The 25584-nt window shown below is 33.8% G+C and carries 20 protein-coding genes and 1 tRNA gene; 8 read left to right on the forward strand and 13 right to left on the reverse strand.

Annotated features, from left to right (window positions below):
* Positions 1-93: 93 nt before the first annotated feature.
* Both ACYSNM_RS02730 and topA read right to left on the reverse strand, forming a co-directional pair.
* The gene (locus ACYSNM_RS02730) at positions 94-1236 is read right to left on the reverse strand and encodes a formimidoylglutamase (RefSeq protein WP_461755514.1); all 1143 of its coding nucleotides are present in this window, start codon (positions 1234-1236) and stop codon (positions 94-96) included.
* A gap of 6 nt (positions 1237-1242) precedes the next feature.
* A complete protein-coding gene (topA, locus tag ACYSNM_RS02735; RefSeq protein WP_461755515.1) occupies positions 1243-3777 on the reverse strand; it encodes a type I DNA topoisomerase in 2535 nt (844 codons plus the stop codon).
* A gap of 412 nt (positions 3778-4189) precedes the next feature.
* Here topA and miaB point away from each other — a divergent pair, with 412 nt between their 5' ends.
* From miaB to groL, 7 genes are all read left to right on the forward strand, one after another.
* Positions 4190-5635, forward strand: a complete 1446-nt coding sequence (gene miaB, locus ACYSNM_RS02740) for a tRNA (N6-isopentenyl adenosine(37)-C2)-methylthiotransferase MiaB (RefSeq protein ID WP_461755516.1) — start codon at positions 4190-4192, stop codon at positions 5633-5635.
* 40 nt (positions 5636-5675) lie between these two features.
* Complete coding sequence (locus ACYSNM_RS02745; RefSeq protein ID WP_461755517.1) at positions 5676-6977, forward strand: sigma-54 interaction domain-containing protein; 1302 nt, start codon at positions 5676-5678, stop codon at positions 6975-6977.
* Positions 6977-7483 (forward strand): LPS assembly lipoprotein LptE, encoded by a 507-nt coding sequence (gene lptE, locus ACYSNM_RS02750; RefSeq protein ID WP_461753473.1) that lies wholly within the window; start codon positions 6977-6979, stop codon positions 7481-7483. Before ACYSNM_RS02745 ends, lptE begins: the two co-directional genes overlap by 1 nt.
* Positions 7484-7667: 184 nt before the next feature.
* Entirely contained in the window at positions 7668-8285 is a 618-nt protein-coding gene (locus ACYSNM_RS02755; RefSeq protein WP_461755518.1) for a tetratricopeptide repeat protein, read from the forward strand.
* A 5-nt stretch (positions 8286-8290) separates the two neighbouring features.
* Complete coding sequence (gene secG, locus ACYSNM_RS02760) at positions 8291-8641, forward strand: preprotein translocase subunit SecG (RefSeq protein ID WP_461755519.1); 351 nt, start codon at positions 8291-8293, stop codon at positions 8639-8641.
* Positions 8642-8792: 151 nt separating this feature from the next.
* The gene (locus ACYSNM_RS02765; RefSeq protein ID WP_461753476.1) at positions 8793-9068 is read left to right on the forward strand and encodes a co-chaperone GroES; all 276 of its coding nucleotides are present in this window, start codon (positions 8793-8795) and stop codon (positions 9066-9068) included.
* Positions 9069-9101: 33 nt separating this feature from the next.
* Complete coding sequence (gene groL / locus ACYSNM_RS02770; RefSeq protein WP_461753477.1) at positions 9102-10730, forward strand: chaperonin GroEL; 1629 nt, start codon at positions 9102-9104, stop codon at positions 10728-10730.
* A 79-nt stretch (positions 10731-10809) separates the two neighbouring features.
* On the opposite strand, the gene rpe is transcribed toward groL, so the two are convergent.
* Positions 10810-11472, reverse strand: coding sequence for a ribulose-phosphate 3-epimerase (rpe, locus tag ACYSNM_RS02775; protein WP_461755520.1), 663 nt, complete (start codon positions 11470-11472; stop codon positions 10810-10812).
* A gap of 78 nt (positions 11473-11550) precedes the next feature.
* Positions 11551-12252, reverse strand: coding sequence for a lipoyl(octanoyl) transferase LipB (gene lipB / locus ACYSNM_RS02780; protein WP_461755521.1), 702 nt, complete (start codon positions 12250-12252; stop codon positions 11551-11553).
* Between the two features lie 297 nt (positions 12253-12549).
* Between lipB and lysS the strand changes: the two genes are divergently transcribed.
* A complete protein-coding gene (lysS, locus tag ACYSNM_RS02785; protein WP_461755522.1) occupies positions 12550-14247 on the forward strand; it encodes a lysine--tRNA ligase in 1698 nt (565 codons plus the stop codon).
* A gap of 117 nt (positions 14248-14364) precedes the next feature.
* Here lysS and ACYSNM_RS02790 read toward each other — a convergent pair whose 3' ends face one another.
* From ACYSNM_RS02790 to ftsA, 9 genes are all read right to left on the reverse strand, one after another.
* Positions 14365-15228 (reverse strand): sigma-70 family RNA polymerase sigma factor, encoded by an 864-nt coding sequence (locus ACYSNM_RS02790; protein ID WP_155092115.1) that lies wholly within the window; start codon positions 15226-15228, stop codon positions 14365-14367.
* A gap of 154 nt (positions 15229-15382) precedes the next feature.
* Positions 15383-16768 carry an NAD(P)-binding domain-containing protein gene (locus tag ACYSNM_RS02795; RefSeq protein WP_461755523.1) on the reverse strand — a complete coding sequence of 462 codons (1386 nt, stop codon included), beginning with the start codon at positions 16766-16768 and terminating at the stop codon, positions 15383-15385.
* 515 nt (positions 16769-17283) lie between these two features.
* The gene (locus ACYSNM_RS02800) at positions 17284-19455 is read right to left on the reverse strand and encodes a polyribonucleotide nucleotidyltransferase (protein WP_461755524.1); all 2172 of its coding nucleotides are present in this window, start codon (positions 19453-19455) and stop codon (positions 17284-17286) included.
* Positions 19456-19633: 178 nt separating this feature from the next.
* Positions 19634-19903 carry a 30S ribosomal protein S15 gene (gene rpsO, locus ACYSNM_RS02805; RefSeq protein WP_461753483.1) on the reverse strand — a complete coding sequence of 90 codons (270 nt, stop codon included), beginning with the start codon at positions 19901-19903 and terminating at the stop codon, positions 19634-19636.
* A 148-nt stretch (positions 19904-20051) separates the two neighbouring features.
* Entirely contained in the window at positions 20052-20513 is a 462-nt protein-coding gene (locus ACYSNM_RS02810; RefSeq protein ID WP_461755525.1) for a GAF domain-containing protein, read from the reverse strand.
* A 792-nt stretch (positions 20514-21305) separates the two neighbouring features.
* Positions 21306-21379: transfer RNA gene (locus ACYSNM_RS02815), tRNA-Arg, on the reverse strand.
* Between the two features lie 11 nt (positions 21380-21390).
* A complete protein-coding gene (locus ACYSNM_RS02820) occupies positions 21391-21843 on the reverse strand; it encodes a GatB/YqeY domain-containing protein (RefSeq protein WP_461755526.1) in 453 nt (150 codons plus the stop codon).
* A gap of 87 nt (positions 21844-21930) precedes the next feature.
* Positions 21931-24087 (reverse strand): cell division protein FtsZ, encoded by a 2157-nt coding sequence (gene ftsZ / locus ACYSNM_RS02825; protein ID WP_461755527.1) that lies wholly within the window; start codon positions 24085-24087, stop codon positions 21931-21933.
* A 13-nt stretch (positions 24088-24100) separates the two neighbouring features.
* The gene (gene ftsA / locus ACYSNM_RS02830; RefSeq protein ID WP_461755528.1) at positions 24101-25582 is read right to left on the reverse strand and encodes a cell division protein FtsA; all 1482 of its coding nucleotides are present in this window, start codon (positions 25580-25582) and stop codon (positions 24101-24103) included.
* Between the last annotated feature and the right edge of the window lie 2 nt (positions 25583-25584).

The following is a 25584-nucleotide window of genomic DNA, read 5'->3' on the forward strand; positions in this document are numbered from 1 at the left end:
ACTAATGAGTTAATTTTTTTGTAAAAATACCAAAACAAATCTAAATATTAATTTAGATATTATTTAATATATTTCTTCTTTTTTTACCACTCATTACAATAAACTTCTTTTTAACATTCGCCACCATCTATCAGGAATTTCCTGATTTAAGGTTTGCTGATAATCTTCATAGCTACAGGCAATAACAAATTGCATGCCCTTTTGCCTGTCATCTAGCTTTGGTGAGTGAACCCACCAACGATTAGAGAGGTCACTTTTATAAAAAATAAAATCTTCCACCCCTTCTACAGGTACAATATACTTAGTATAACTATCCCTTGGGATGAAAGGATCCTCCTTAGTGCGATAATTAACACCTTCTATATAATACCATAGTATTTGTGCAATTAATAACGCTTCACTTTTGTTATTATTATAATTAAATACACCAAAAATTTTGACTCTGTCACTTAAACCGCTATAACGGGATAAACTACAAATCTCTCTCCCATCAAATCCGTTAGGATTAAATGGTATAAATCTACCTGAATCACTAGATTTAATACTGGATAAATCTAAGCTTACAATATCTGCTTCTCGTAAAAATGGTTCTGATCGCGAAATATCTCCCACTAACTCTCCCAACCTAATCCCTTCGAAATAAAGACTATGCATTAAATCAATCTCCTCTTGGGTGTTATAATACGTTTGATAGCCAAGATTGGTATAATGAAATAATCGAACAGGTTCCTCCATTATTATCTTACCCATAAAACTATCCGCAATCAAATTTTCTTGACTCTTTAAATGCAATTTTGAATCAATACTCACTAGATTAACAAGGTTCCCTAATTTTGCAACTCCCTTATAAAGAGCATAAGTAAGGTCTTGCGACCCGCCTAAAACAATGGGTAGTATATTGTTTTTTATTAAATCCGCGGTTATTTGCTCTAACAGATAATAAGTATCCTTTAGTGTATTTCCAGGTATGATATCTCCCAAATCTACAAGACGAGTCAACCAATTCCCTGGATAAAGCTGATAAAATTCTTTGCGTATATCTGTTACATCAACAATAGGCAACTCCTCACTAAAACCTCTATTATCCCCTACAGCAATAATTGCAATATCATAGGCAGAATAGTCCAAATATTTTTCACCTTGAAAAAAAACGGTACTTTTTCCCAACGTAAATTTGGGTAAGTCTTCTACAAAATGAAGAAAATCTTTAGATAGAGGTTTTAATAATTCGTACATACTGTATTATTTTTTTGTTGCAGCAGTGCTTTTCTTAGCTACCGTCTTTTTAGCCGTTGCTTTTTTAGCTGGGGATTTTTTAGCTGTAGCCTTCTTTGCTGGAGCTTTTTCTTCTATCATAGCCTTTACCTGCTCTAAGGTTAAAGCAGCAGCATCGATATCTTTACTTAATTCAATCTTTATCTTGCCTTGTAAGATATTTGACCTACCCCATCTAGCTTTTTCAACTCTAATACCTTCTTCTTCCCAATTATGAATAACCTTATCGATTTCTTTTTGGATTTTATCTTGAATTAATTCGTTGATATCAGCAGCAGATAAGTTATCGAAATCGTACTTTTTATTAACATTAATAAAAATATTATTCCACTTAAGATATGGTCCAAATCTACCTACTCCTTTTTGAACTGGTAAATCGTCAAAAGTAGCAATAGGAGCATCAGCGATTTCTTTCTCTTTAATTAATTCTAAAGCTCTTTCATAAGTCACATCTAATGGGTCTTCTCCTTTTGGTAAGGAGATAAACACTTTACCAAAACGAACATATGGTCCGAATCTTCCGTTATTCACTTCCACTTCTTCCTCTTTGTATTGTCCTAAAGACTTAGGTAAAAGGAATAGAGTTAAAGCATCCTCCAAAGTAATGGTACCAATATTTTGATCTGGCTTTAAACTAGCAAATTGCTTATTTTCATCTTCCGCATCTCCAATTTGAGCCATTGGGCCAAATTTCCCTAAGCGAACTAGAACTGGCTTTCCACTATTGGGATCCACCCCTAAAATACGCTCTCCTGATTCACGTTCTGCATTTTGTTCAACATCGATTACATTTGGATGAAAATGATCATAAAACTCTTTCATCATCTTTGACCAATTTTCGTTTCCTTCGGCAATTGCATCAAAATCCTCTTCTACCTTAGCAGTAAAATTGTAATCTAAAATAGTTTTAAAATTCTTAACTAAGAAATCATTTACTATAATACCAATATCTGTTGGCACAAGCCTTCCTTTATCGGAACCAGTTTTTTCAACTAGACTTCTTTCGCCAATAGCATTATTATCTAGCACTAACATAGTGTAACTTCTCTCTTTTCCTTCACTAACTCCTTTTTCCACATAATTTCTAGCTATAATAGTAGAAATAGTTGGAGCGTAAGTAGATGGTCGTCCAATACCTAACTCCTCTAACTTTTTAACTAAAGAAGCCTCCGTATAGCGTGCTCCTGGCTTAGTAAAACGTTCCGTTGCAACTAATGACTTACGCGTTAATGCATCGGCAACTTTTAAAGATGGTAAAATTCCTTCTACTTCTTCTTCTTCATCATCATGTCCTTCTAAGTAAACTTTCAAGAAGCCATCAAATAGCAATACCTCTCCACTAGCAGAGAAAAGTTCTTGAAATCTATCCGAAGCAATTTTAACATTAGTACGCTCTAATTGAGCATCACTCATTTGAGAAGCTAAAGTACGCTTCCAAATAAGGTCATATAATCTTGCCTGATCGCGGTCCACAGGAGCGCTATGCATGGCCATATTTGTTGGTCGTATCGCCTCGTGAGCTTCTTGTGCTCCTTTACTCTTTGTAGTATAATTACGAGGTTTTGAGTATTGAGCACCGTAAGAATTAGTAATTTCTTGCGCAGCAGCATTCATAGCATCTTGCGATAAATTAACACTGTCGGTTCTCATATAGGTAATAAGTCCGCTTTCGTATAATCTCTGAGCTAAAGTCATGGTTTGACCAACTGAGAAATATAATTTTCTAGCAGCTTCTTGTTGTAATGTAGAAGTAGTAAATGGAGCAGCTGGTGATTTCTTTGCTGGCTTAGTTTCTAAATCAGAGATATTATAATTAGCATCTATATTTAAAGCTAAGAAATCTTTTGCCTTCTGCTGACTAGGAAAATTCTTAGCTAATTTAGCTTTTACAATCTTCCCCTCTTTAGTTTTAAACTCCGCAGTAACACTATAAGAAGAATCTACTTTAAAATCGATAATTTCCTTCTCTCTTTCAACAATTAATCGAACAGCAACACTTTGTACACGTCCAGCCGAAAGACCTCCTTTTACTTTTTTCCATAAAACAGGTGATAATTCATAACCTACTAAACGGTCTAAAATTCTTCTTGCTTGCTGTGCACTTACTAAGTTATAATCTATTTGCCTTGGATTATTAATAGCTTTTAATATAGCAGTTTTAGTAATTTCGTGGAAAACGATTCGTTTTGTCTTTTCTTTAGTAAGGTCTAATTCTTCAGCTAAATGCCAAGCAATAGCCTCCCCTTCACGGTCCTCATCCGAAGCTAGCCAAACCATTTCAGCTTTCTTGGCTAGATCTTTTAGCTTTTTAACAACCGCTTTTTTATCTGCAGAAACCTCATACTTAGGTTTGAAATTATGTTCTACATCTACCCCTAATTCCTTAGAAGGTAAGTCCGCTATATGCCCATAACTTGATTCAACCTGATAATCTTTTCCCAAAAATTTTTCTATAGTTTTTGCCTTTGCAGGTGACTCAACAATCACTAAATTCTTTGCCATACTTCATTTAATTTGAAAGCAAAAATATAGGATTTTTTCCAATTTATGCTTACCTAATACTATTAATGCGTTTTTTAAGGTTAACCTAAGGCATAAAATCCCCTTCAACCTACTCTTTATTAACCTTTAAGCCCCATAAGGAATACTCTGTATAAATTTTCCTAAGCGCGGACCATTCTATAGGATATATTCACTACGCTTTCCCCTAGTAAATATAAACATACATTAATTTATTAACATAAAAAATATACATTAATTTAAAAATTGAATCTAAAGCAATCTTTATTCTAACGCGACATTTTTATTTTTAGCCTATAAAAAATTAAGGTTAAAAAAAATATGCCATCTTGTCAGTTATTTAAAAAGAAGTATCTTTGCACTTTAAAACACAAAACTCCCTTTTAACAAAGTTATGGAAAAGGTTATTGAAGAAAACAAACAAGGAACAAGCTTACAATTAGAAAATAAGGCAGAGAACACTAAAAAACTTTTCATTGAAAGTTACGGTTGTCAAATGAACTTTTCAGACAGTGAAATTGTAGCTTCCATTTTATCCCAAGAAGGGTATAATACAACAGATAATTTAGAAGAAGCTGATTTAGTATTAGTAAATACATGTTCAATACGTGACAAAGCGGAACAAACCGTTCGTAAACGTCTAGATCAATATAACCAAATAAAGAAAAAAAACCCTTCAATGAAAGTTGGAGTATTAGGTTGTATGGCTGAACGTCTTAAAAGTAAATTTCTAGAAGAAGAAAAAATTGTTGATATGGTTGTTGGACCAGATGCATATAAAGACCTTCCTAATCTTTTAAAAGAAGTAGATGAAGGACGTGATGCTATCAACGTTATTTTATCTAAAGATGAAACATATGGAGATATTGCACCTGTTCGCTTACAAAGCAATGGAGTAACGGCATTTGTTTCTATTACAAGAGGATGTGACAACATGTGTACTTTCTGTGTTGTTCCTTTTACAAGAGGAAGAGAAAGAAGCCGTGATCCACACAGTATTTTAGAAGAAATCAAAGACCTTAATGAAAAAGGCTTTAAAGAAATTACTTTATTAGGACAAAACGTGGATAGTTACCTATGGTACGGTGGAGGCCTTAAAAAGGATTTTGACAAAGCAAGTGAAATGCAAAAAGCGACAGCCGTAGACTTTGCACAGTTACTAGAACAATGTGCAGTTACGTATCCTAAAATGCGTTTCCGTTTTTCAACGTCAAATCCTCAAGACATGCATATGGAAGTAATCCAAGTGATTGCCAAATATGATAATGTTTGTAAGTATATCCACTTACCTGTACAATCTGGAAGTACTAGAATCTTACAAGAGATGAACAGACAACATACTAGAGAGGAGTACATGGAGTTGGTAGATAACATCTATAAAATGGTTCCTGAAATTTCATTGTCTCAAGATATGATTACTGGTTTCCCTACTGAAACAGAAGAGGATCACCAAGAAACACTATCTTTAATGGAATACTCAAAGTATGATTTCGGTTATATGTTTGCTTATTCAGAGAGACCAGGTACTCTAGCAGCTAGAAAGCTAGAAGATGATGTTCCTGAAGAAGTTAAAAAACGAAGATTAACAGAAGTTATAGAAACGCAAAGAAGAATAGGTCTAGAAAGAATCCAACGTTTCTTAGGGCAAACTGTAGAGGTTCTAATTGAAAAAGAGTCTAAACGTTCAACACAAGAGTGGGCAGGAAGAAATTCACAAAATACCACAGTTGTATTCCCAAAAGAAGACTACAAAGTAGGAGATTTTGTAATGGTAGAAGTTCTAGATTGTACTTCTGCAACTCTAATTGGAAAAGCAGTAGGATATTCTGCTATGCAATAAGATAAAAATTTCTAAATTTAAGGTTTGATAAACGAAGTCTATGGAAAACGTTCAAGCAATTAAACAGCGCTTTGAAATAATAGGAAATGATCCCAAATTAAATCGTGCAATAGAAAAAGCTATACAAGTAGCTCCTACTGATATCTCTGTATTAGTTGCTGGAGAGAGTGGTGTGGGAAAGGAAAGTATTCCTAAAATCATCCACTCTTTGTCCCATAGAAAGCACGGAAAGTACATAGCAGTTAACTGTGGTGCAATTCCTGAAGGAACCATAGACAGTGAGTTATTTGGACACGAGAAGGGTGCCTTCACTGGAGCGATAAGCACTAGAGAAGGTTATTTTGAAGAAGCCAATGGGGGAACAATATTTTTAGACGAAGTTGGAGAATTACCTTTAACTACCCAAGTAAGGTTACTTAGAATCTTAGAAAATGGAGAGTTTATTAAAGTAGGTTCCTCTAAAGTACAAAAGACAGATATTCGTATTATAGCTGCTACTAATGTTAATATGCTGCAAGCTATTGAAAAAGGAAAATTTAGGGAGGATCTTTACTATAGATTAAGTACAGTAGATATTACCTTACCTCCTCTTAGAGAAAGAGGAGAAGATATACATTTGTTATTTAGAAAGTTTGCTTCAGATTTTTCTCATAAATACAAAATGCCTCCAATTAAGTTGGAACCTGAAGCTATTTCTTATCTATTGAGATATAGGTGGGATGGAAATATACGTCAATTAAGAAACGTCGCAGAGCAGATTTCAGTTTTAGAAACAGATCGATTAATTTCTTTAAAAACCTTACAATCTTATTTACCACAGTGGGAAAGACAAGTCCCTTCCGTGGTAAATAATAAAAAGGCAGAGTCTGACTTTTCCACTGAAAGAGAAATTTTATATAAAGTTCTCTTTGATATGAAGAGTGATCTAACAGACTTAAAAAAATTGACCCTTGAATTACTTAAGCATGACAACAAACAAGTAGTAGAATCTAATCAAGTTCTTATTCAAAAAATATACGGTCAAAAGAAAACAGATACACAAGATCTTTCAACTAATTTAACGAATGTTGACCTTGTTCCTTTCGAGGAGCACAATCAGAGCTCTATTGCCTCTACTTTAGAACATGCCGTTCAAAATATAGAGCAATTAGACGAAGAAGAGGAGGACGACTACCTTTTAGCAGAAACGGTGGAAGAGGAAGACTTAAACATCGAAGAAAATGAGATTGGCTTAATAAAAAGAGCTTTAGATCTAAGTCAAGGCAAAAGAAAGTTAGCTGCAAAAGAACTTGGTATTTCTGAACGCACTTTGTATCGTAAAATAAAACAGTATAATCTATAATGAAACATATAAAAAGTTTATTACTTCTACTTACAGTAGCCTTTTCGATGGTTAGTTGTAAATATTATAACTTCACTGGAACAGGTAAGATTGATGCCAATAGCTTTCAAGTTAACTATTTTCAGAATCATGCTGTTTTAGTTGAACCTGGAATTGAGCGTACCTTTACTACTAGTTTGCAGGATTTAATACAGAATCAAACAAGCTTAAGTTTAACCAATGAGGGAGGAGATTTAATCTATGAAGGAGAAATCGTAGAGTATAGAATCAGTCCTATAACGGCTACAGCAGATCAAAGAGCCGCACAAAACAGACTTTATATTGCCATTAATGTGAGATTTATTAATGTTAATAAACCAGAGGATGATTTTGAAAAAAGATATTCTTTTTACTACGATTATGGGGCAAATGAAATTCTTATGGGGGCTTCATTATCACAAGCTCTTGACGTTATCTATGAAAGAATAACTCAAGATATATTCAACGACTCCCTAGCAAAATGGTAATTATAACACAAAAGCTTTGAATACAGAACAACTAATATCCCTATTGCATAATCCAAAGGAGATCCAAAAAGAGGATACACTTGCTTTTGAAAAGATATTGAATAAATATCCCTATTTACAAAGTGTTCGATGTTTACATTTGAAAACGTTGTATTTACAAAACAGTAAATCTTATAATGCTGCTTTGAAAAAAACAGCTTGCTATACTTTGGATAGAGATGTTTTATTTGAGTATATCACATCAGAGGATTTTCAAACTTACAAAGGGATGCTTTCACAAGAAGCAACTCAAGAAGCTTCACAGGCCTTAAAAGTAATCCAATTAAAGCCTACTAGTACTATTGATGATTTAATAGAAAGTTTTGACCGCCTTTCTAATAATCAAAAAGCTGCTAAACAACTTGAAATAGAAAAAAACACTTCCTTACCTTTAAAAGAAAGGTTAAATTCTGTTGAAAAAGAAGCTAACATACCTCTAGAAACGCAACTTTTAGAGACAAATGAAAAAATTAACAAGGCAGAAAAACAAAAAAAACAAGGTTTAATTGATAAATTCATAGAAACAAATCCTAAAATTGTCCCAACTAAAAAACCATCCTTAACTAGCATAAACATTGAGGATTCACTAGTAGACAACAATAGTATAATGACTGAAACCTTGGCGAAAATTTATCTAGATCAAAAAAAATATCAAAAAGCAATCCAAGCTTATGAGATTTTAATTTTGAAATATCCAGAAAAAAGTAGTTTCTTTGCAGACCAAATATCAGATATAAAAGTATTACAACAACATAATAATTAATAATTATGAACACAGAATTTACAATATTCCTAGTATTAATGGCAATCGTTTGCTTCTTACTTATTGTAGTTATAATGGTACAAAATCCAAAAGGTGGAGGTTTAGATTCTTCTTTTGGTGGTTCAACAGTTGTAGGAGGAGTAAAAAACACCAATGATTTCTTAGATAAAAGTACTTGGGTATTAGGAGGAATATTAATTATATTAATTTTAATGTCTAGTTTAAGTTTTAGCGGAGGCGTAGGTGGTGAGTCAAAATTACTTGACCCTAATGCTGTTGCAGAGCCAACAATGACGTTACCGGTTTCAAACACAGATCAACCTGAAGAGGCTACAAATGAAACTATTCAAGAATAAGTTCATTAGTATACTATTACATATAAAATAAAAAAATGCTAGCTGTCAAGCTGGCATTTTTTTTTGCTATATATGACAAAGCTTATCTTTGGCATACTTTATGCGTTTTTAATTTTAACAAAACTAAAATTCAATTTAATAACTATACAATATGGCACTAAATATTAGACCCCTAGCAGACAGAGTTCTTATTGAACCACTACCAGCAGAAACAAAAACAGCTTCAGGTATCTTTATCCCTGATACTGCAAAAGAAAAACCACAAAGAGGAACAGTGGTAGCTGTTGGAAATGGAACGAAAGACCATAAGATGAGTGTAACAGTTGGGGACGTTGTTTTATACGGAAAATATGCAGGAACAGATCTTAAATTTGAAGGTAAAGATTACCTAATCATGAGAGAAGAAGACATTCTTGCAATCGTATAATAATTGAATAACAAATAATATAAAGAAAAGAAAATGGCAAAAGATATTAAATTCGACATTGAAGCACGCGAAGGATTAAAACGTGGTGTGGATGCTTTAGCAAATGCAGTTAAAGTTACATTAGGACCAAAAGGAAGAAACGTTATCATTGGTAAATCATTTGGTGCGCCAACTGTAACTAAAGACGGAGTTTCTGTAGCTAAAGAAGTAGAATTAGAAGACACTCTTGAGAACATGGGTGCTCAAATGGTTAAAGAAGTTGCTTCTAAAACCAATGATTTAGCAGGAGATGGTACTACTACAGCTACTGTACTTGCACAAGCAATCGTTAAAGAAGGATTGAAAAACGTTGCTGCTGGAGCGAATCCAATGGATTTAAAACGTGGAATTGACAAAGCAGTTGAAATTATTGTAGCTGAACTTGGAAAACAATCTCAAGAGGTTGGAGGTTCAATGGACAAAATCAAACAAGTTGCTTCTATCTCAGCAAACAACGATGACTTTATTGGAGAGTTAATTGCAAAAGCTTTTGAAAAAGTAGGAAAAGAAGGTGTTATCACTGTAGAGGAAGCTAAAGGAACGGAAACTTATGTGGACGTTGTAGAAGGAATGCAATTTGACAGAGGATACTTATCTCCTTACTTTGTAACAAATTCAGATAAAATGGAAGTAGACTTAGAGACTCCATACATTTTATTATATGATAAAAAGGTTTCTTCTTTAAAAGAATTATTACCAATTTTAGAGCCAATTGCTCAAAGTGGTAAACCACTTTTAATTATTGCTGAAGATGTAGATGGAGAAGCTTTATCTACTTTAGTAGTTAATAAATTAAGAGGAGCTTTAAAAATTGCTGCTGTTAAAGCACCAGGTTTTGGAGACAGAAGAAAAGCAATGTTAGAAGATATTGCTATCCTTACTGGTGGAGTAGTTATTTCTGAAGAGCAAGGATATACATTAGAGAATACAACTTTAGAGATGTTAGGTACTTGTAAAAGAGTAAACATTGATAAAGATAATACTACTATTGTTAGTGGTGATGGAGATGCTGAAATGATTAAGAATAGAGTTAATCAAATCAAAACTCAAATGGAAGCTACTACATCTGACTATGACAAAGAAAAACTTCAAGAACGTTTAGCTAAATTAGCTGGTGGAGTTGCAGTTTTATTTGTTGGAGCAGCTTCAGAGGTAGAGATGAAAGAGAAAAAAGACCGTGTAGATGATGCTTTACATGCAACTAGAGCGGCAGTAGAAGAAGGAATTGTAGCTGGAGGTGGAGTTGCTTTACTTAGATCAAAAGCTGCTTTATCTACTTTAACGCCTGTAAATGCAGATGAAGAAACAGGTATTGCAATTATCGCAAAAGCAATTGAAGCACCACTTAGAACTATCGTTGAAAACGCAGGTCTAGAAGGATCAGTTGTTGTAGCTAAAGTTTTAGAAGTAGAAGGAAACCAAGGTTTCAATGCTAAAACAAATCAATATGTTGATATGCTTCAAGCAGGAGTAATTGACCCTAAGAAAGTAACAAGAGTAGCTTTAGAGAATGCAGCTTCTGTTGCAGGAATGATTCTTATTACTGAATGTGCTTTAGTGGACATTAAAGAAGAAGGTCAAGGAGCTATGCCAATGGGTGGAGCTATGCCAGGGATGATGTAAGATCAAACCTTATATAAATAAAAAAAAGCGGTTTTTATAAACCGCTTTTTTTATTGATAATATCTAAGAATATAAAATTCTATTTTGAGGAAATTTCTTTTAACTCTGCTATAGTCTGGGTTGGGTTCTCTGATTTAAAAACAAAGCTACCAGCAACTAACGCATCAGCTCCTGCCTCTACAAGCTCTTTTGCATTTTTACTAGTTACTCCCCCATCAATTTCAATAAGAGCATTAGATCCTTTCTCTTGAATCATTGCTTTTAATTTACGCACTTTATCAAAAGTATTTTCTATAAAACTCTGACCACCAAAACCAGGATTTACACTCATAATAAGTACTAAATCTAAATCTTTAATTACATCCTCTAACACATTAACATTAGTATGAGGATTTAAAGCTACACCAGCTTTCATTCCCTGTGCCTTAATAGCCTGTATAGTTCTATGTAAATGATTACAAGCCTCGTAATGAACCGTTAGAATATCTGTCCCCAATTCTTTAAAAGTAGTAATATAACGATCTGGATCAACAATCATTAAATGCACATCAAGAGTCTTATTAGCATGTTTACCAATAGCCTCTAGAACTGGCATACCAAAAGAGATATTAGGTACAAAAACCCCATCCATAATATCGATATGAAACCAATCTGCTTGGCTATTATTAATCATTTCAACATCTCTTTGCAAATTTGCAAAATCAGCTGCTAAAACAGAAGGAGCAATTATTGTATTTTTCATAGTGTTGTTGTGTATATGTTATCCATGCAAATTTACCATTATTATATAAGACAATAAAAGCGATTGCTCAGAATTATATTATTTAAAAAATTCACTCTCAAATAGATTGCTAAAATGAAACAATACTTTATCGGTAACCTCCTTCATATCTACTTGATCTACACCAAGCTCTACGTGTAAAGAAGTAACACCTTTTTCTTTAATTCCGCATGGAATAATATTGTCGAAATACCCTAAATCTGCATTGACATTAAATGCAAATCCATGCATAATTACCCAACGTGAAGCCCTTACACCAATAGCACATATCTTACGTGCAAATGGAGTACCAACATCTAGCCAAACACCTGTTTCTCCTTGGCTTCTACTGGCATGAATTCCATAGTCTTTAAGAACAAGAATAATTGTTTCTTCTAACAACCTAAGGTACTTATGTATATCTGTGAAAAAATTCTCTAAATCTAAAATTGGGTATCCTACAAGTTGACCTGGACCGTGATAAGTGATATCCCCTCCTCTATTTATCTTATAAAAACTAGCTCCTTTTTGTACTAATTGCTCTTGATTTAATAATAAATTAGATGCGTTACCACTCTTTCCTAGCGTATAGACATGAGGATGCTCGACTAAAAGAAAATAATTATTAGTAATATGATTGGTATTTAAACGGCGATTCTGCACTTTAGTGTCCAAAATAGACTGAAACAACTCTTCTTGATAATCCCATGTTTGTTTATAATCCTTTAACCCTAAATCGATGAGTTGAATTTTATTATTCATAAGTATTTTCTTTTCTGGTTTTAAATAGTGATAATATAACTAATCTAAAAAATTAGTTACTTGGTTAATTGGCCCTGTTTTGTCTTAATATCAATCTATTTAGCCTTTTACTAAAACCTAATAACGACAGACAAATTTCGACATTTTTTACTATGCGCCGATAAATTTAGTACAATAGATTTATTTTATCTCAAATTACCTAATTCTTTGCTAATTTAAGTGTTTTAAAAGACTTTGTAATTGTTGCATTTTCAAAGATTAACTATATTTGCCTTATAAAATTAATAATCAATTATTATGCAACTTTCAGAACAAGAAATCATCAGAAGAGAAAAGCTGAGCAAACTACAAGAGCTTGGTGTAAATCCTTATCCTGCAAACCTATTCCCTGTTGACCAAACATCGAAGCAGATACAGAACGATTTTCAAGAAGGTAAACAGGTAATTGTAGCAGGACGTCTAATGTCCTCAAGAATTCAAGGAAAAGCATCTTTTGCAACTATACAAGACAGCCAAGGAAAGATTCAACTATATATCAATAGAGATGAACTTTGTCCTACAGAAGATAAAACACTTTACAATGAAATCTACAAAAAGTTAATAGATTTAGGAGATATCATTGGAATTGAAGGAGAACTTTTCACTACTCAAGTAGGTGAGAAAACAATTAGAGTGAAAAACCTTACTCTTTTAAGTAAGTCATTAAGACCACTACCATTACCAAAAACAGATGCTGAGGGTAAAACCTATGATGCATTTACAGATCCAGAATTACGCTATAGAATGCGTTATGTGGATTTAGTGGTAAACCCATCTATCAAAGAATCATTTATCAAAAGAACCAAGTTATTCAATGCTATGCGCTCGTTCTTTAATGATGCTGGATATATGGAAGTGGAAACACCAGTTTTACAATCTATCCCAGGTGGAGCATCAGCAAGACCATTTATTACTCATCACAATGCCTTAGATATTCCTTTATATTTAAGAATTGCCAATGAATTATATTTAAAAAGATTAATCGTTGGTGGATTTGATGGAGTATATGAGTTTGCAAAAAACTTCCGTAACGAGGGAATGGATAGAACTCATAACCCTGAATTTACGGTTATGGAGATCTATGTAGCTTATAAAGACTACCATTGGATGATGGAGTTCACAGAAAAGCTATTAGAGCATTGTGCTATTGCTGTAAACGGTACTACAGAAGCAACCTTTGGAGAACACCAAATTAGCTTTAAAGCTCCGTTTAAACGCATTACAATGGCCGATTCTATTAAAGAATTCACTGGATTTGATATTACAGGCAAATCAGAAGAGGAATTAAGAGAAGCAGCTCTTTCTATGGGTATTGCTGTAGATGAAACAATGGGTAAAGGAAAGCTAATTGATGAGATCTTCGGAGAAAAGTGTGAAGGGAACTATATCCAGCCAACCTTTATTACAGACTATCCAAAAGAAATGTCTCCTCTAACAAAGATGCATAGAGATAATCCTGATTTGACGGAGCGTTTTGAGTTAATGGTTTGTGGAAAAGAGATTGCTAATGCTTACTCTGAATTAAATGACCCTATTGACCAAAGAGAAAGATTTGAAGCACAAATGGCTTTAGCAGATAGAGGAGATGATGAGGCAATGTTTATTGACCAAGACTTCCTAAGAGCTTTAGAATACGGAATGCCTCCTACTTCAGGATTGGGAATTGGAATGGACCGCCTAATTATGTTCTTAACAAATAACCCTTCAATTCAAGAAGTTCTTTTCTTCCCTCAAATGAGACCAGAGAAAAATGAAGTTCAGGTAGAATTGACTCAAGAAGAAAAAGATATTCTTGCTATCTTAGAAAAGAATGAAAACAAATTAGAGTTAGCTCAATTAAAAGAACAAGCTGGATTAAGTGGTAAGAAATGGGATAAAGCTATGAAGTCACTAGCTTCTCATAACATTACTAAAGTAATTACAGAACAAGATATTAAATATGTTGTTACACAATAAATAAAAATAAAGCCTTTTCAAAAATGAAAAGGCTTTATTTTTTTAAGCATAAAAAAACCAGTGAAAATATTTCACTGGTTTTTTTTGTAAAATACAACTTAGTGCATTCTATATTATTTAGCCTAAATACGTCTTTAATATTTTACTTCTAGAAGTATGTTTTAAACGACGAATAGCTTTTTCTTTAATTTGTCTGACGCGCTCACGAGTAAGATCAAAAGTTTCTCCTATTTCTTCTAACGTCATTGGATGTTGATCTCCTAGTCCAAAATACAGTCTAACCACATCTGCTTCACGAGGAGTAAGAGTTTCTAAAGCTCTTTCTATCTCTGTACGTAATGACTCATGAATTAACTCTCTATCAGGATTAGGTGACTCACCACTACGCAATACATCATAAAGGTTAGAGTCTTCCCCTTCAACTAAAGGAGCATCCATAGATAAATGACGTCCAGAGTTCTTCATACTCTCTTTTACATCATTTACTGTCATATCTAATTCGATAGCAATTTCTTCGGCAGAAGGTGGACGCTCATTAGATTGCTCTAATAAAGCATACATCTTGTTAATTTTGTTGATCGAACCAATTTTGTTTAAAGGTAAACGTACAATTCTAGATTGTTCTGCTAAAGCAGATAAAATAGACTGACGAATCCACCAAACAGCATAAGAAATGAATTTAAAACCTCTTGTCTCATCAAAACGCTGAGCAGCTTTGATTAACCCTAAATTTCCTTCATTAATTAAATCTGGAAGTGTTAACCCTTGATTTTGGTATTGTTTTGCAACAGATACAACGAAACGTAAGTTAGCCTTTGTTAACTTCTCTAGAGCTCTTTGATCACCAGCTTTAATACGCTGTGCTAACTCTACTTCTTCATCTGCCGTAATCAAATCTACTTTACCAATTTCTTGCAAGTATTTATCCAATGATGCAGTTTCACGATTGGTAACTTGCTTGGTAATTTTAAGTTGTCTCATATTATTTCTATCCTTTTATTCGTTTAACTAACCCTTTAAGATTACTCTTCTTCAGGTTACATATAGTTATACGTAGATAAAGCCCAAAAGGTTACAAGGAATTAAAATAAAACTCAATATTAACAAATATTTAGCAACTAGACTAGGTTAATAATTAGTAGTTTCTAACTTTACTTAATTCAACTTCATCTGCCTCTACCTCATCTAAATAACGCTCAAGACTATCATCTAACTCTCTCATCCAAGGAGTGTGGTGCACTTCAGCTGTAACATTAGTCATAACTGATGTAAATACCTGGTCTCTATAGTTTAAAATATTATTTTCTTTATCTTGTAACCAAGTTCTTAACATATCGGATACTTTATCCAAATCGAAACTCGGATAATCTGTTAAAGAAATAAGCTCTTTAATATATTCTGTTTGAAAAGTAATTTGATCGCAGCTTGTCTCAGCTTTAATCTCCCCTTCCATCCAATTTGCAATATCTTGTTCTCTTTCCTCTTTACTTGGTAATTCAATTCTACCTAACATATAATCTCTAGCAAACCATGCTTGAGCATCAAACATATTAAATGAATACCATTGATCTTGCATTCCTAAGAAAATAAGCTTCTCATTTTCATTGAATACAACTCCTTTGTATAAATTATCTGGGTAAAGACAGTTTTTAGTTTTCAATCTTAAATTATCTGGTAAGAATGGAAACTTGTGCTGGTATCCTGTACAAAGTACAACCGCATCAAACTCTTTACTAGTCCCATCTTTAAAGAAAGCTCTACTTCCTTCAAAATGAGTAACGGAAGGTCTCTCCACTATCCCTTTTGGCCACTTAGCTCCAATTGGAGTTGTACGGTAAGCAATTGTTACAGATTTACTACCATGTTTGAAACATTGAACTCCAATATCTTCAGCAGAATAACTACTCCCAATTAATAAAACATCCTTATCAACAAATTGATCTGCACCTCTAAAGTCGTGTGCATGCATTACTGCATTTGGGAAATTGTCAATTCCCTTAAAATAAGGCATATTTGGAGTAGAGAAATGTCCTGTTCCTACCACTAAATAATCGAAAATTTCTTCAAATGTTTCGTTTTTTACCAAGTCGTCAAAAATAACTCTAAACTGTTTAGTTTCTTCATTATAATCCACCCATCTAGCAACAGTATTAAACTTAATAAAATCACGAGCATTACTTTGCTTAATTCTACCTTGTATATAATCAAATAATACCTCACGTGGAGGGAAAGAAGAAATAGGTGTTTTGAAGTGATCCATAAAAGTGTAATCAGCGAACTCTAAACATTCTTTAGGACCGTTCGACCATAGGTACTTATACATACTTCCATGAATAGGCTCTCCGTATTTTCCAACACCAGTACGCCAAGTATAGTTCCACATTCCTCCCCAGTTATCTTGTTTTTCATAACATTTGATCTCTGGAATGGGATTACCCTTCTTTTGTTCCGATTCGAAAGCTCTTAACATGGCTAATCCGCTGGGACCAGCACCAATAATTCCTACTTTGAAATTTGACATAACTAAATAAAATATTTTTGTCCTTATAAGCGAACTTATAAGAAATTAATAAAAAAGATTGTTACTGAACACTCAGCCGAGATAGAACCATATAACTTGAGTTCTAAAAAGGACACTCTATCAAATAAAGAGTGTAAAATGAAAGAAATACTATCTGATTTCTTGAATAGGTGTAGTAAAAAAACTACAATATGAGATGGATGATTAAACTCTAATAATAGAGGGCATTTACTCTTAAGAAATGCACATCACCTTTTCGTAACTAGGCTAAGATACTAAAAATTATGCTGTTAGCCAAAAACAATTGACTATAACCATTATTTTACAATTGGAATGTCCCAAGCAGATAAAGCTAACAAGGGGGATATACTCAAAATTAAATAGTCAAAAATAACAAAAAACCAATATATAAAAGCTAATATTGGTTTTATCATAAAAAGGGAAAAAAAGTAATTTTAACAAAAAAAGCACCCTAAATTAGGGTGCTTTCTCTATAATACTTAGTATAAAAAATACTATTTATCTTTATTTACTTCTTCCTTATTAGGAGTAGCTTCAGCCTTTTTCTCTGGACGAGCAGGGCGTGGCATTAGAGCCTTTTTAGAAACTTTTGCTTTTCTAGTCTTTGGATCGATACCTAAGTATTTCACTTCGATTTCATCTCCTAATGCTAAAACATCAGAAACATTCTCAATACGTTTCCAATCTAACTCAGATACGTGTAATAAAGTTTCTTTACCAGGAACAAACTCTACAACTGCTCCAAAATCTAACATTTTTACAACTTTAACTTTGTAAACCTCTCCTTCTACAGGAGCAAATGTAGTGTTTTGAATTGCTGCAATAGCTTTATCCATTCCTTCTTGATCTGTTCCTAAAATTTCAATGATACCTAAATCACCTTCTTCGTTAATAACGATAGTAGTTTGAGTATCTGCTTGTAAAGCTTGAATATTCTTTCCTCCAGGACCAATAACAGCACCGATGAAATCTTTTGGAATTTCAACAGTAATAATTTTTGGAGCTTTAGGCTTAACTTGTACATTTGGTTGAGCAATTGTATCGGTTAATTTTTCTAAAATATGAAGACGACCTTCATGAGCTTGGTTTAATGCCTGCTCTAAGATATCGTATGCTAAACCTTCAATTTTAATATCCATTTGACAAGCAGTGATACCATCTTTTGTACCAGTTACTTTGAAGTCCATATCTCCTAAATGATCTTCATCACCTAAGATATCCGATAAAACAGCCCAACGGTTAGTTTTAGCGTCGCTGATTAATCCCATTGCAATACCAGAAACTGGTTTGTCTACCTGAATACCAGCATCCATTAATGCTAATGTACCAGCACAAACTGTTGCCATAGAAGAAGAACCATTCGATTCTAATACATCAGATACTAAACGGATTGTATAAGGACAATCAGCAGGAATCATATTTTTTAAAGCTCTTTGAGCTAAGTTACCATGTCCAATCTCACGACGAGATACACCTCTTAGAGGTTTAGCTTCACCTGTTGAAAATGGAGGGAAGTTATAATGTAGGTAGAATCTTTCCTCTCCTTGATCACTTGGTAAATCAATAATATTAGCTTCTCTAGAAGTACCTAAAGTTACTGTTGCTAAAGCTTGGGTTTCTCCTCTTGTAAAAATAGCAGAACCATGCGCTGAAGGTAAGTAATCTACCTCAGACCAAATTGGTCTAATTTGAGTTGTTTTTCTTCCATCAAGACGAATACCTTGATCTAAAATAAGATTTCTAACTGCTTCTTTTTGAACTTTGTTGAAATACTTATTAATTAGCTCTGATTTCTCTTCGATTTCTTCTTCTGAAAATAACGCTAATACTTCTTCTTTAACTTCAGCAAATTTCTCTCCACGCTCGCTTTTTGCACTTGCATGCGAAGCGATATCGTAAAGCTTTTCATAAGCTGCTGTATGAACAGCAGATTCGATATTTGCATCTTCCTCTTCACCTTCATAAGTACGGTACTCTAAATCTAAAGCCGCACGCATTTTTTCTTGAGCTTCCACTTGCAATTTAATTGCCTCGTGAGCAAATTTAATTGCTTCGATCATTTCAGCTTCAGAAATTTCTTTCATTTCTCCTTCTACCATTGCAACAGAATCTTTAGATGCACCGATCATCATATCGATATCAGACACTTCTAACTGTGCTTTAGTAGGGTTAATAATGAATTTACCGTCTACTCGTCCAACTCTTACTTCTGAAATATAGTTATAGAATGGAATATCTGAAACTGCTAATGCAGCTGAAGCAGCTAAACCAGCTAATGAATCAGGCATCACATTTTCATCATATGACATCAATTGAATCATAACTTGTGTTTCAGCATGGTAATCGTCAGGGAACAAAGGTCTTAAAACACGGTCTACAAGACGCATTGTTAAAATCTCTTGATCACTTGGGCGAGCTTCACGCTTAAAAAAACCTCCTGGAAAACGTCCAGCAGCAGAAAACTTCTCTCTGTAATCTACAGTTAAAGGTAGGAAATCAATACCAGGGTTTGCAGTACGTGCAGAAACAGCTGTAGCTAAAAGCATACAGTCACCCATTCTTACTACTACGGACCCATCTGCCTGTTTGGCTAATTTTCCCGTTTCGATTGAGATAGTTCTCCCATCTCCTAAATCGATAATTTCTTTTGTTACCTTAGGAATCATAATTACTTAATACTTTAGGGTTTCGCCTCTTTTTTAAAAAAAGAGGCTTTAATAATTCTGTGTTGTGTGTGTGTGTGTGTTGTTGTGTAGTTGAATGAAACCCAATGAAAAACCAGCGTTATCTGCTAAAAAGGTTAAAAAGAAAAAGAGGCGCACAAGGGCACCTCTTCTCTATTGATTATTTTCTAATATTCAATACCTTAATAATCTCACGATATCTGTTAATTTCAGTTTTCTTTAAGTAATCAAGAAGTCTTCTTCTTTTACCTACTAAAAGTACTAATGAACGCTCTGTATTATAATCTTTACGATTTCTTTTTAAGTGTTCTGTTAAGTGAGAAATTCTGAAAGTAAACAATGCAATTTGTCCCTCAGCAGAACCCGTGTTAGCTACAGCTCCACCATGTTGAGCGAAGATTTCAGCCTTTTTTTCTTTAGTTAAATACATGCCAATATTGATTTAATAATTATTATGCGCGAACTGCAGTGTTTCTACAATTCGTTGCAAAGGTAATTTTTATTTTCAAAATACAACACACATTAAGCTTTTTTTTTATCTTCAAAGAACATTAAAACGTAGCATAAGCTACCAAACTTTAAAAAAGTCTTGCAATATAAGAGTTTAGTGTTTCTAAGAACACAGTATCTTCTTGTGTAAAGGCATTTAAAGTGTTTGAATCTATATCTATTTGCCCAATATTAACACCGTCAACAAATAAAGGTACAACAATTTCAGATTTTACGGTAATACTACAAGCAATATAATTATCCTGAGCTTTAACATCTTCCACTAAAAAAGTCTCATTACTTAGAGCTACTTGTCCACAAATTCCCTTTCCAAAGTCAATAACAGTATGATCTGTTGGCTCACCCACATAAGGTCCTAAGTGTAACGTACGAGTAGAATGATCAGCCATATAAAAACCAACCCAATTATAATATTCTAATTCTTTATTTAAAATAGTACAAATATCCAATAAGCGCTGTTCTACAGTTTTATTATCCTGTTCTATAATTGCTATACATTGCTGTAATAGCACTTGGTATTCTTGATTCATAATTCTTTATATAATTTAGCTAATAATAATCTAAGGTAAAGAATAACCTATAAACAGACACAAAAAAAAGCACTAATGCCTTAACACTAGTGCTTTTTTAACAACAATATGAATAGTTGTAGTCAAACTCACAAACTACAAAAATTCTCCACAGGACATAATGAAAATATTAATCTTATTATTATTGTTCTTTAGCGATCTCCACCTCTAAAGCTCAATTGAAGACTAACCTTATGAAAAGGGATAAAAAATTCTATCAAATGAGTCAGCAATACTTATACTAAAAAAGGTTCTAGTACCTTATTGCATCCTATCTTTCAGTAATTCAAAAACAAATATAAGTAAGTAGAAAAGTAAAAAACATGATAAATATCAGTTTTTAAAAAAAATCCTTTTTTTTTTATTCCCTCACCTACTAAAAAAACCGACTATAATATCCTCTTCCTATGGTCAATTCAAACAATACCAAAGATTATGAGACATTTTGTTAACCATTGTTCTCTAGCTTACTATACATAGAGTAAAAAATAAACAAAGAAAAGTCAGTAAAAGAAGGATAGATTTAATCCAAAGGAAAATTTCCCTTTAAAAAAGGAACTATAAAAGCTCAGTACTCTACTTAGCTTCCTATAGAATTCATTAAGAGCTCTGGCAAGTACCAGAATATACTTTTGAAAATTTAGGAGATGATATTTTTTTAGAGAACTCATTAAACTCTATGATACTGTAGGTTACAAGCGATTTGTGTTAGTTTAAATACAAATCGCTAAAACTTTAATAAACCTACGTTTGCGTCCGCGGAGGGGCTCGAACCCCCAGCCCTCAGAGCCGAAATCTGATATTCTATCCAGTTGAACTACACGGACAGTCCATTTTTTTATTTTGTCAACAACGCTTTAACGATAGTTGAAATAGTCTTTCCATCTGCTTTACCAGCTAATTCTTTAGAAGCTAATCCCATTACCTGCCCCATAGAAGCCATAGAAGAAAAATCACCTTCTAAGATAATGGTCTTTATAATTTGTTCAACTTCTTGAGGTGTTAATTGCTTTGGTAAAAACCCTTCAATAATTACAGCTTGCGCAATTTCCGGCTCAGCTAAATCTGCTCTACCTTGTTCAGTAAAAATAGCAGCACTGTCTCTTCTTTGCTTCACTAATCTTTGAAGTATTTTAATTTCTTGCTCATCATTTAATTCTTGTTGAGCCCCAGCCTGAGTTTGAGCTAATAATAACTCAGATTTAATCGCTCTTAGTGATTCTAATGCTAAAGTATCTTTAGCTTTCATTGCACTTTTTATCGCATCGGTAATCTTAGATTGTAAACTCATGACATCCATTTTTAGATTTGCAAATATATAAAAAAGCCTGAAAAAGAAAGATTTTTTTCAGGCTTATCTCTAATATTTAAGATTTCTTTAATCTACATTATCATGTAAAAAAGAATTATTACTTCTTAATTTAGTATCATTATTACTATCTACACTAACGCTTAGACGAGATTTATCGCTGCTATCTGTAGATGTAGATTCTAAGCTAATCCCAGTTCGTTTGTATGCTGGTTCAGCATCCATTTTGTCTACTAAACTATTGCTAGCATCCGTATTGAATTTATAATTAAAGTCTTTCATTTTCTTTCTGCGCTCTGCAGTGCGAGAACGAAGACTATATTCTTCTAAACTCATCTCTAATGGATTAACCTCATCATTTTCAAACTCATCAAAATTAGCCGCTAATTCTTCTAATTCCTTTGCTTGCTCAATCTCATTTTTAGAAGAAACACCTAATTCAAATCCTTGAGCAATATCTTCAACATGAGGAGATGTAGGCTTAGCTGTAGCTACTTCTTGTTCTTTCTCTAGATTGTCCTCTAAAGTAAAATAAACAACATCCTCTGTTTTTGTTGGTTCCGGAGCATCCTCTGTTAAATTCACTTTAGCTCCAAGAGACTGCACTTGATGATCTTGTTTGTGCTCAACATCTAAAACACTTGTAGTGTTGTTTTGTTGAATAGGAGCTTTCTTTACATCAAGCTTATTAATAGTTGCCTCTGCTGCTGCTGCTGCTGAATTAGCAAGTACAATTTCTGGCTCGACTACTTTTATATCTCTTATATCGCTAGTTTCATTACTCTTTAGGTTAGAAGTATTTACAACTTGCTCTATCGTTTGTTCTTTACTTTCATTTTCAACTTCACTAGAAGGTGAAACAATTTTGAAAAAAGAATCTAATCCATTAGGATTATCTACTGCATTATTTAAAGATTCGCTTGGTAAAGATTCACTGATAGGTTGATCTTCAATATCCTCTACCGCTTTTACCTCAGCACTAGCCTCTGAACTTGCTTGTGTTAATATTTCTTTCTCTTTTGGAGTATCTTCTGCAAAAGGATAGTAAATTTTTACTTGCTCTTGCTCCTCTACTTGTACTTCACTTGATTGCTCTGCTCTATGTAAAGGTTGATCAGGAGAAGAAGCCCCTAATACTGCAGCTTGACCCCCGACGTTTAATTCTCTTTGAACTTTTGTTTCGTCTCCACCTAAAACGTGAATAATGGTATCTGGTTTACCTGGAGTTGCAATAGTTGTCTGTTGCTCAATATTAAAACCAGTAGCGATAATAGTTACTGCAACAGCTTCACCTAAACTCTCATCTTCACCAACTCCCATAATGATATTAGCATTATGTCCAGCTTCTGTTTGAATATGATCATTGATTTCACCTATTTCATCTAAAGTAATTTCACTTGTACCTGAAACGATTAAAAGTAAAACGTTTTTAGCCCCAGTAATCTTATTATCATTTAACAATGGAGAATGAAGAGCTGCAACAATTGCTTCTTTTGCACGGTTTTCACCTGAAGCAGTTGCTGATCCCATAATGGCAGTACCACTATCAGAAAGAACTGTCTTAGCATCCTTTAAATCGATATTTTGCGTATAGTGATGAGTAATTACCTCCGCTATTCCTCTAGCTGCAGTGGATAATACTTCATCGGCTTTGGAGAAACCAGCTTTGAAACCTAAGTTACCATAGACTTCTCTTAGCTTATTATTATTAATTACCACTAAAGAATCCACTTGCTTACGCAATCTATCTACTCCTTTGAAAGCCTGATCAATACGAACTTTCCCTTCAAATTGAAAAGGAATAGTAACAATACCTACAGTCAAGATGTCGCGTTCTTTAGAAAGTTGAGCAATTACAGGAGCAGCACCGGTACCAGTACCACCACCCATACCAGCAGTAATGAATACCATTTTAGTATTCCCATCTAGCATTTTCTCAATATCTTCAATACTTTCTAAAGCGGATTGCTGTCCTACTTCTGGATTAGATCCAGCACCAAGTCCTTCCGTTAAGTTTACCCCTAACTGGATTTTATTTGGTACAGTACTATTATCTAAAGCTTGTGAATCTGTATTACAAACTATAAAATCAACCCCTTTAATACCCTGTTTAAACATGTGGTTGATAGCATTGCTACCTCCCCCACCTACACCAATTACCTTAATCACATTTGATTGATTTTTTGGTAAATCGAATTGTATTCCTCCGAAATCTGTATTCTCCATATACGTATCGTTTTTATTCTTGCTTTTCAATAAATTCTCTAATCTTTCTTACGAAGTTTCCTAAAAACTTTCGTTCAAAACGCTCTACCGTAGTAGTAACCTCAGGTTCTTCCACCTCTTCTTTAGAAGTCTCTGAAGTAGTGTTTTGCATCTCTTCTTCTTCTTTGGCAGCTTGTTGATCTTTTTCCAAAGATTCCTGCTGTTTCAAACTAGCTTCATGTTGCATTTTAAGTTCCAATTCTGCTTGAGCTTGCAACTTTTCTTGTTCTTGCTTTTCTGCTAGTTCTTGTTCCATCATCAATTTCAATTCATCTAATGAAATTGCCCCCATAACTGCGTTACGATCACTTTCCATCACTAATCCTACTGCCGTAGCATAAAGAGGACTAGAAATTTCAGGATTGGAATCTCCAGCTAGGTGTTCATTTGGATACCCAATACGAGTATCTATTCCTGTAATATATTCTACTAATTGCTTTATATGCTTTAATTCAGAACCTCCTCCAGTTAAAACAATACCAGCTATTAATTTTTTTTGCGGATTTTCATAACCATAGCTCTTAATTTCTGAGAATACTAACTGTATAATCTCATCTACTCTAGCATGAATAATCTTAGAAAGATTTTTCAAAGATATCTCTTTTGGTTCCTTACCTCTTAGCCCAGGAATCATAACGATTTCGTTATCCTTATTTTCTCCTGGCCAAGCAGATCCAAATTTCACTTTTAAAATCTCTGCTTGTCTTTCGATTATAGAGCAACCTTCCTTAATGTCCTCTGTAATAACATTCCCACCAAAAGGAACTACAGCAGTATGACGGATGATACCATCTTTAAAGATAGCTAAATCTGTTGTACCACCACCAATATCAATTAAAGCTACCCCTGCCTCTTTCTCTTCTTGACTTAAAACAGCTTCTGCCGAAGCTAAAGGTTCCAAGGTAATTCCAGATAGCTCAAGCCCTGCATCTTTAATACAACGTCCAGCGTTTTTTATCAAAGCTGCTTGACCTACCACTACGTGAAAAGTCGCCTCTAAACGACTACCATACATTCCAATAGGTTCCTTTATACCTGGTTCCCCATCAATTTTAAATTCTTGAGGTAAAACATGGATAATCTCTTCTCCGGGTAACATATTTAGTTTCTGCACCTGGTGGATTAACTGTTCAATATCTTTATCACCTATAACCTCATCTGGGTTAGGTCTACTTATATAATCACTATGTTGAATACTTCGTATATGTTGTCCTGCTATTCCAACAACAACTTTCTTAATCTTACACTCTGCTTCTGACTCAGCTACTGCAACAGCATTTTGAATAGATTGAATAGTTTGTGTAATATTATTTACTACCCCACGTTTAACTCCTAAACTCTTGGCCTTGCCAAGCCCAAGAATTTCAAGTTTACCATACTCATTCTTCTTTCCAACCATTGCAACAATCTTTGTTGTTCCAATATCTAAACCAACAGCTATATTTTCTTTTTCCATAT

The sequence above is a fragment of the Myroides sp. LJL116 genome, assembly GCF_054871685.1.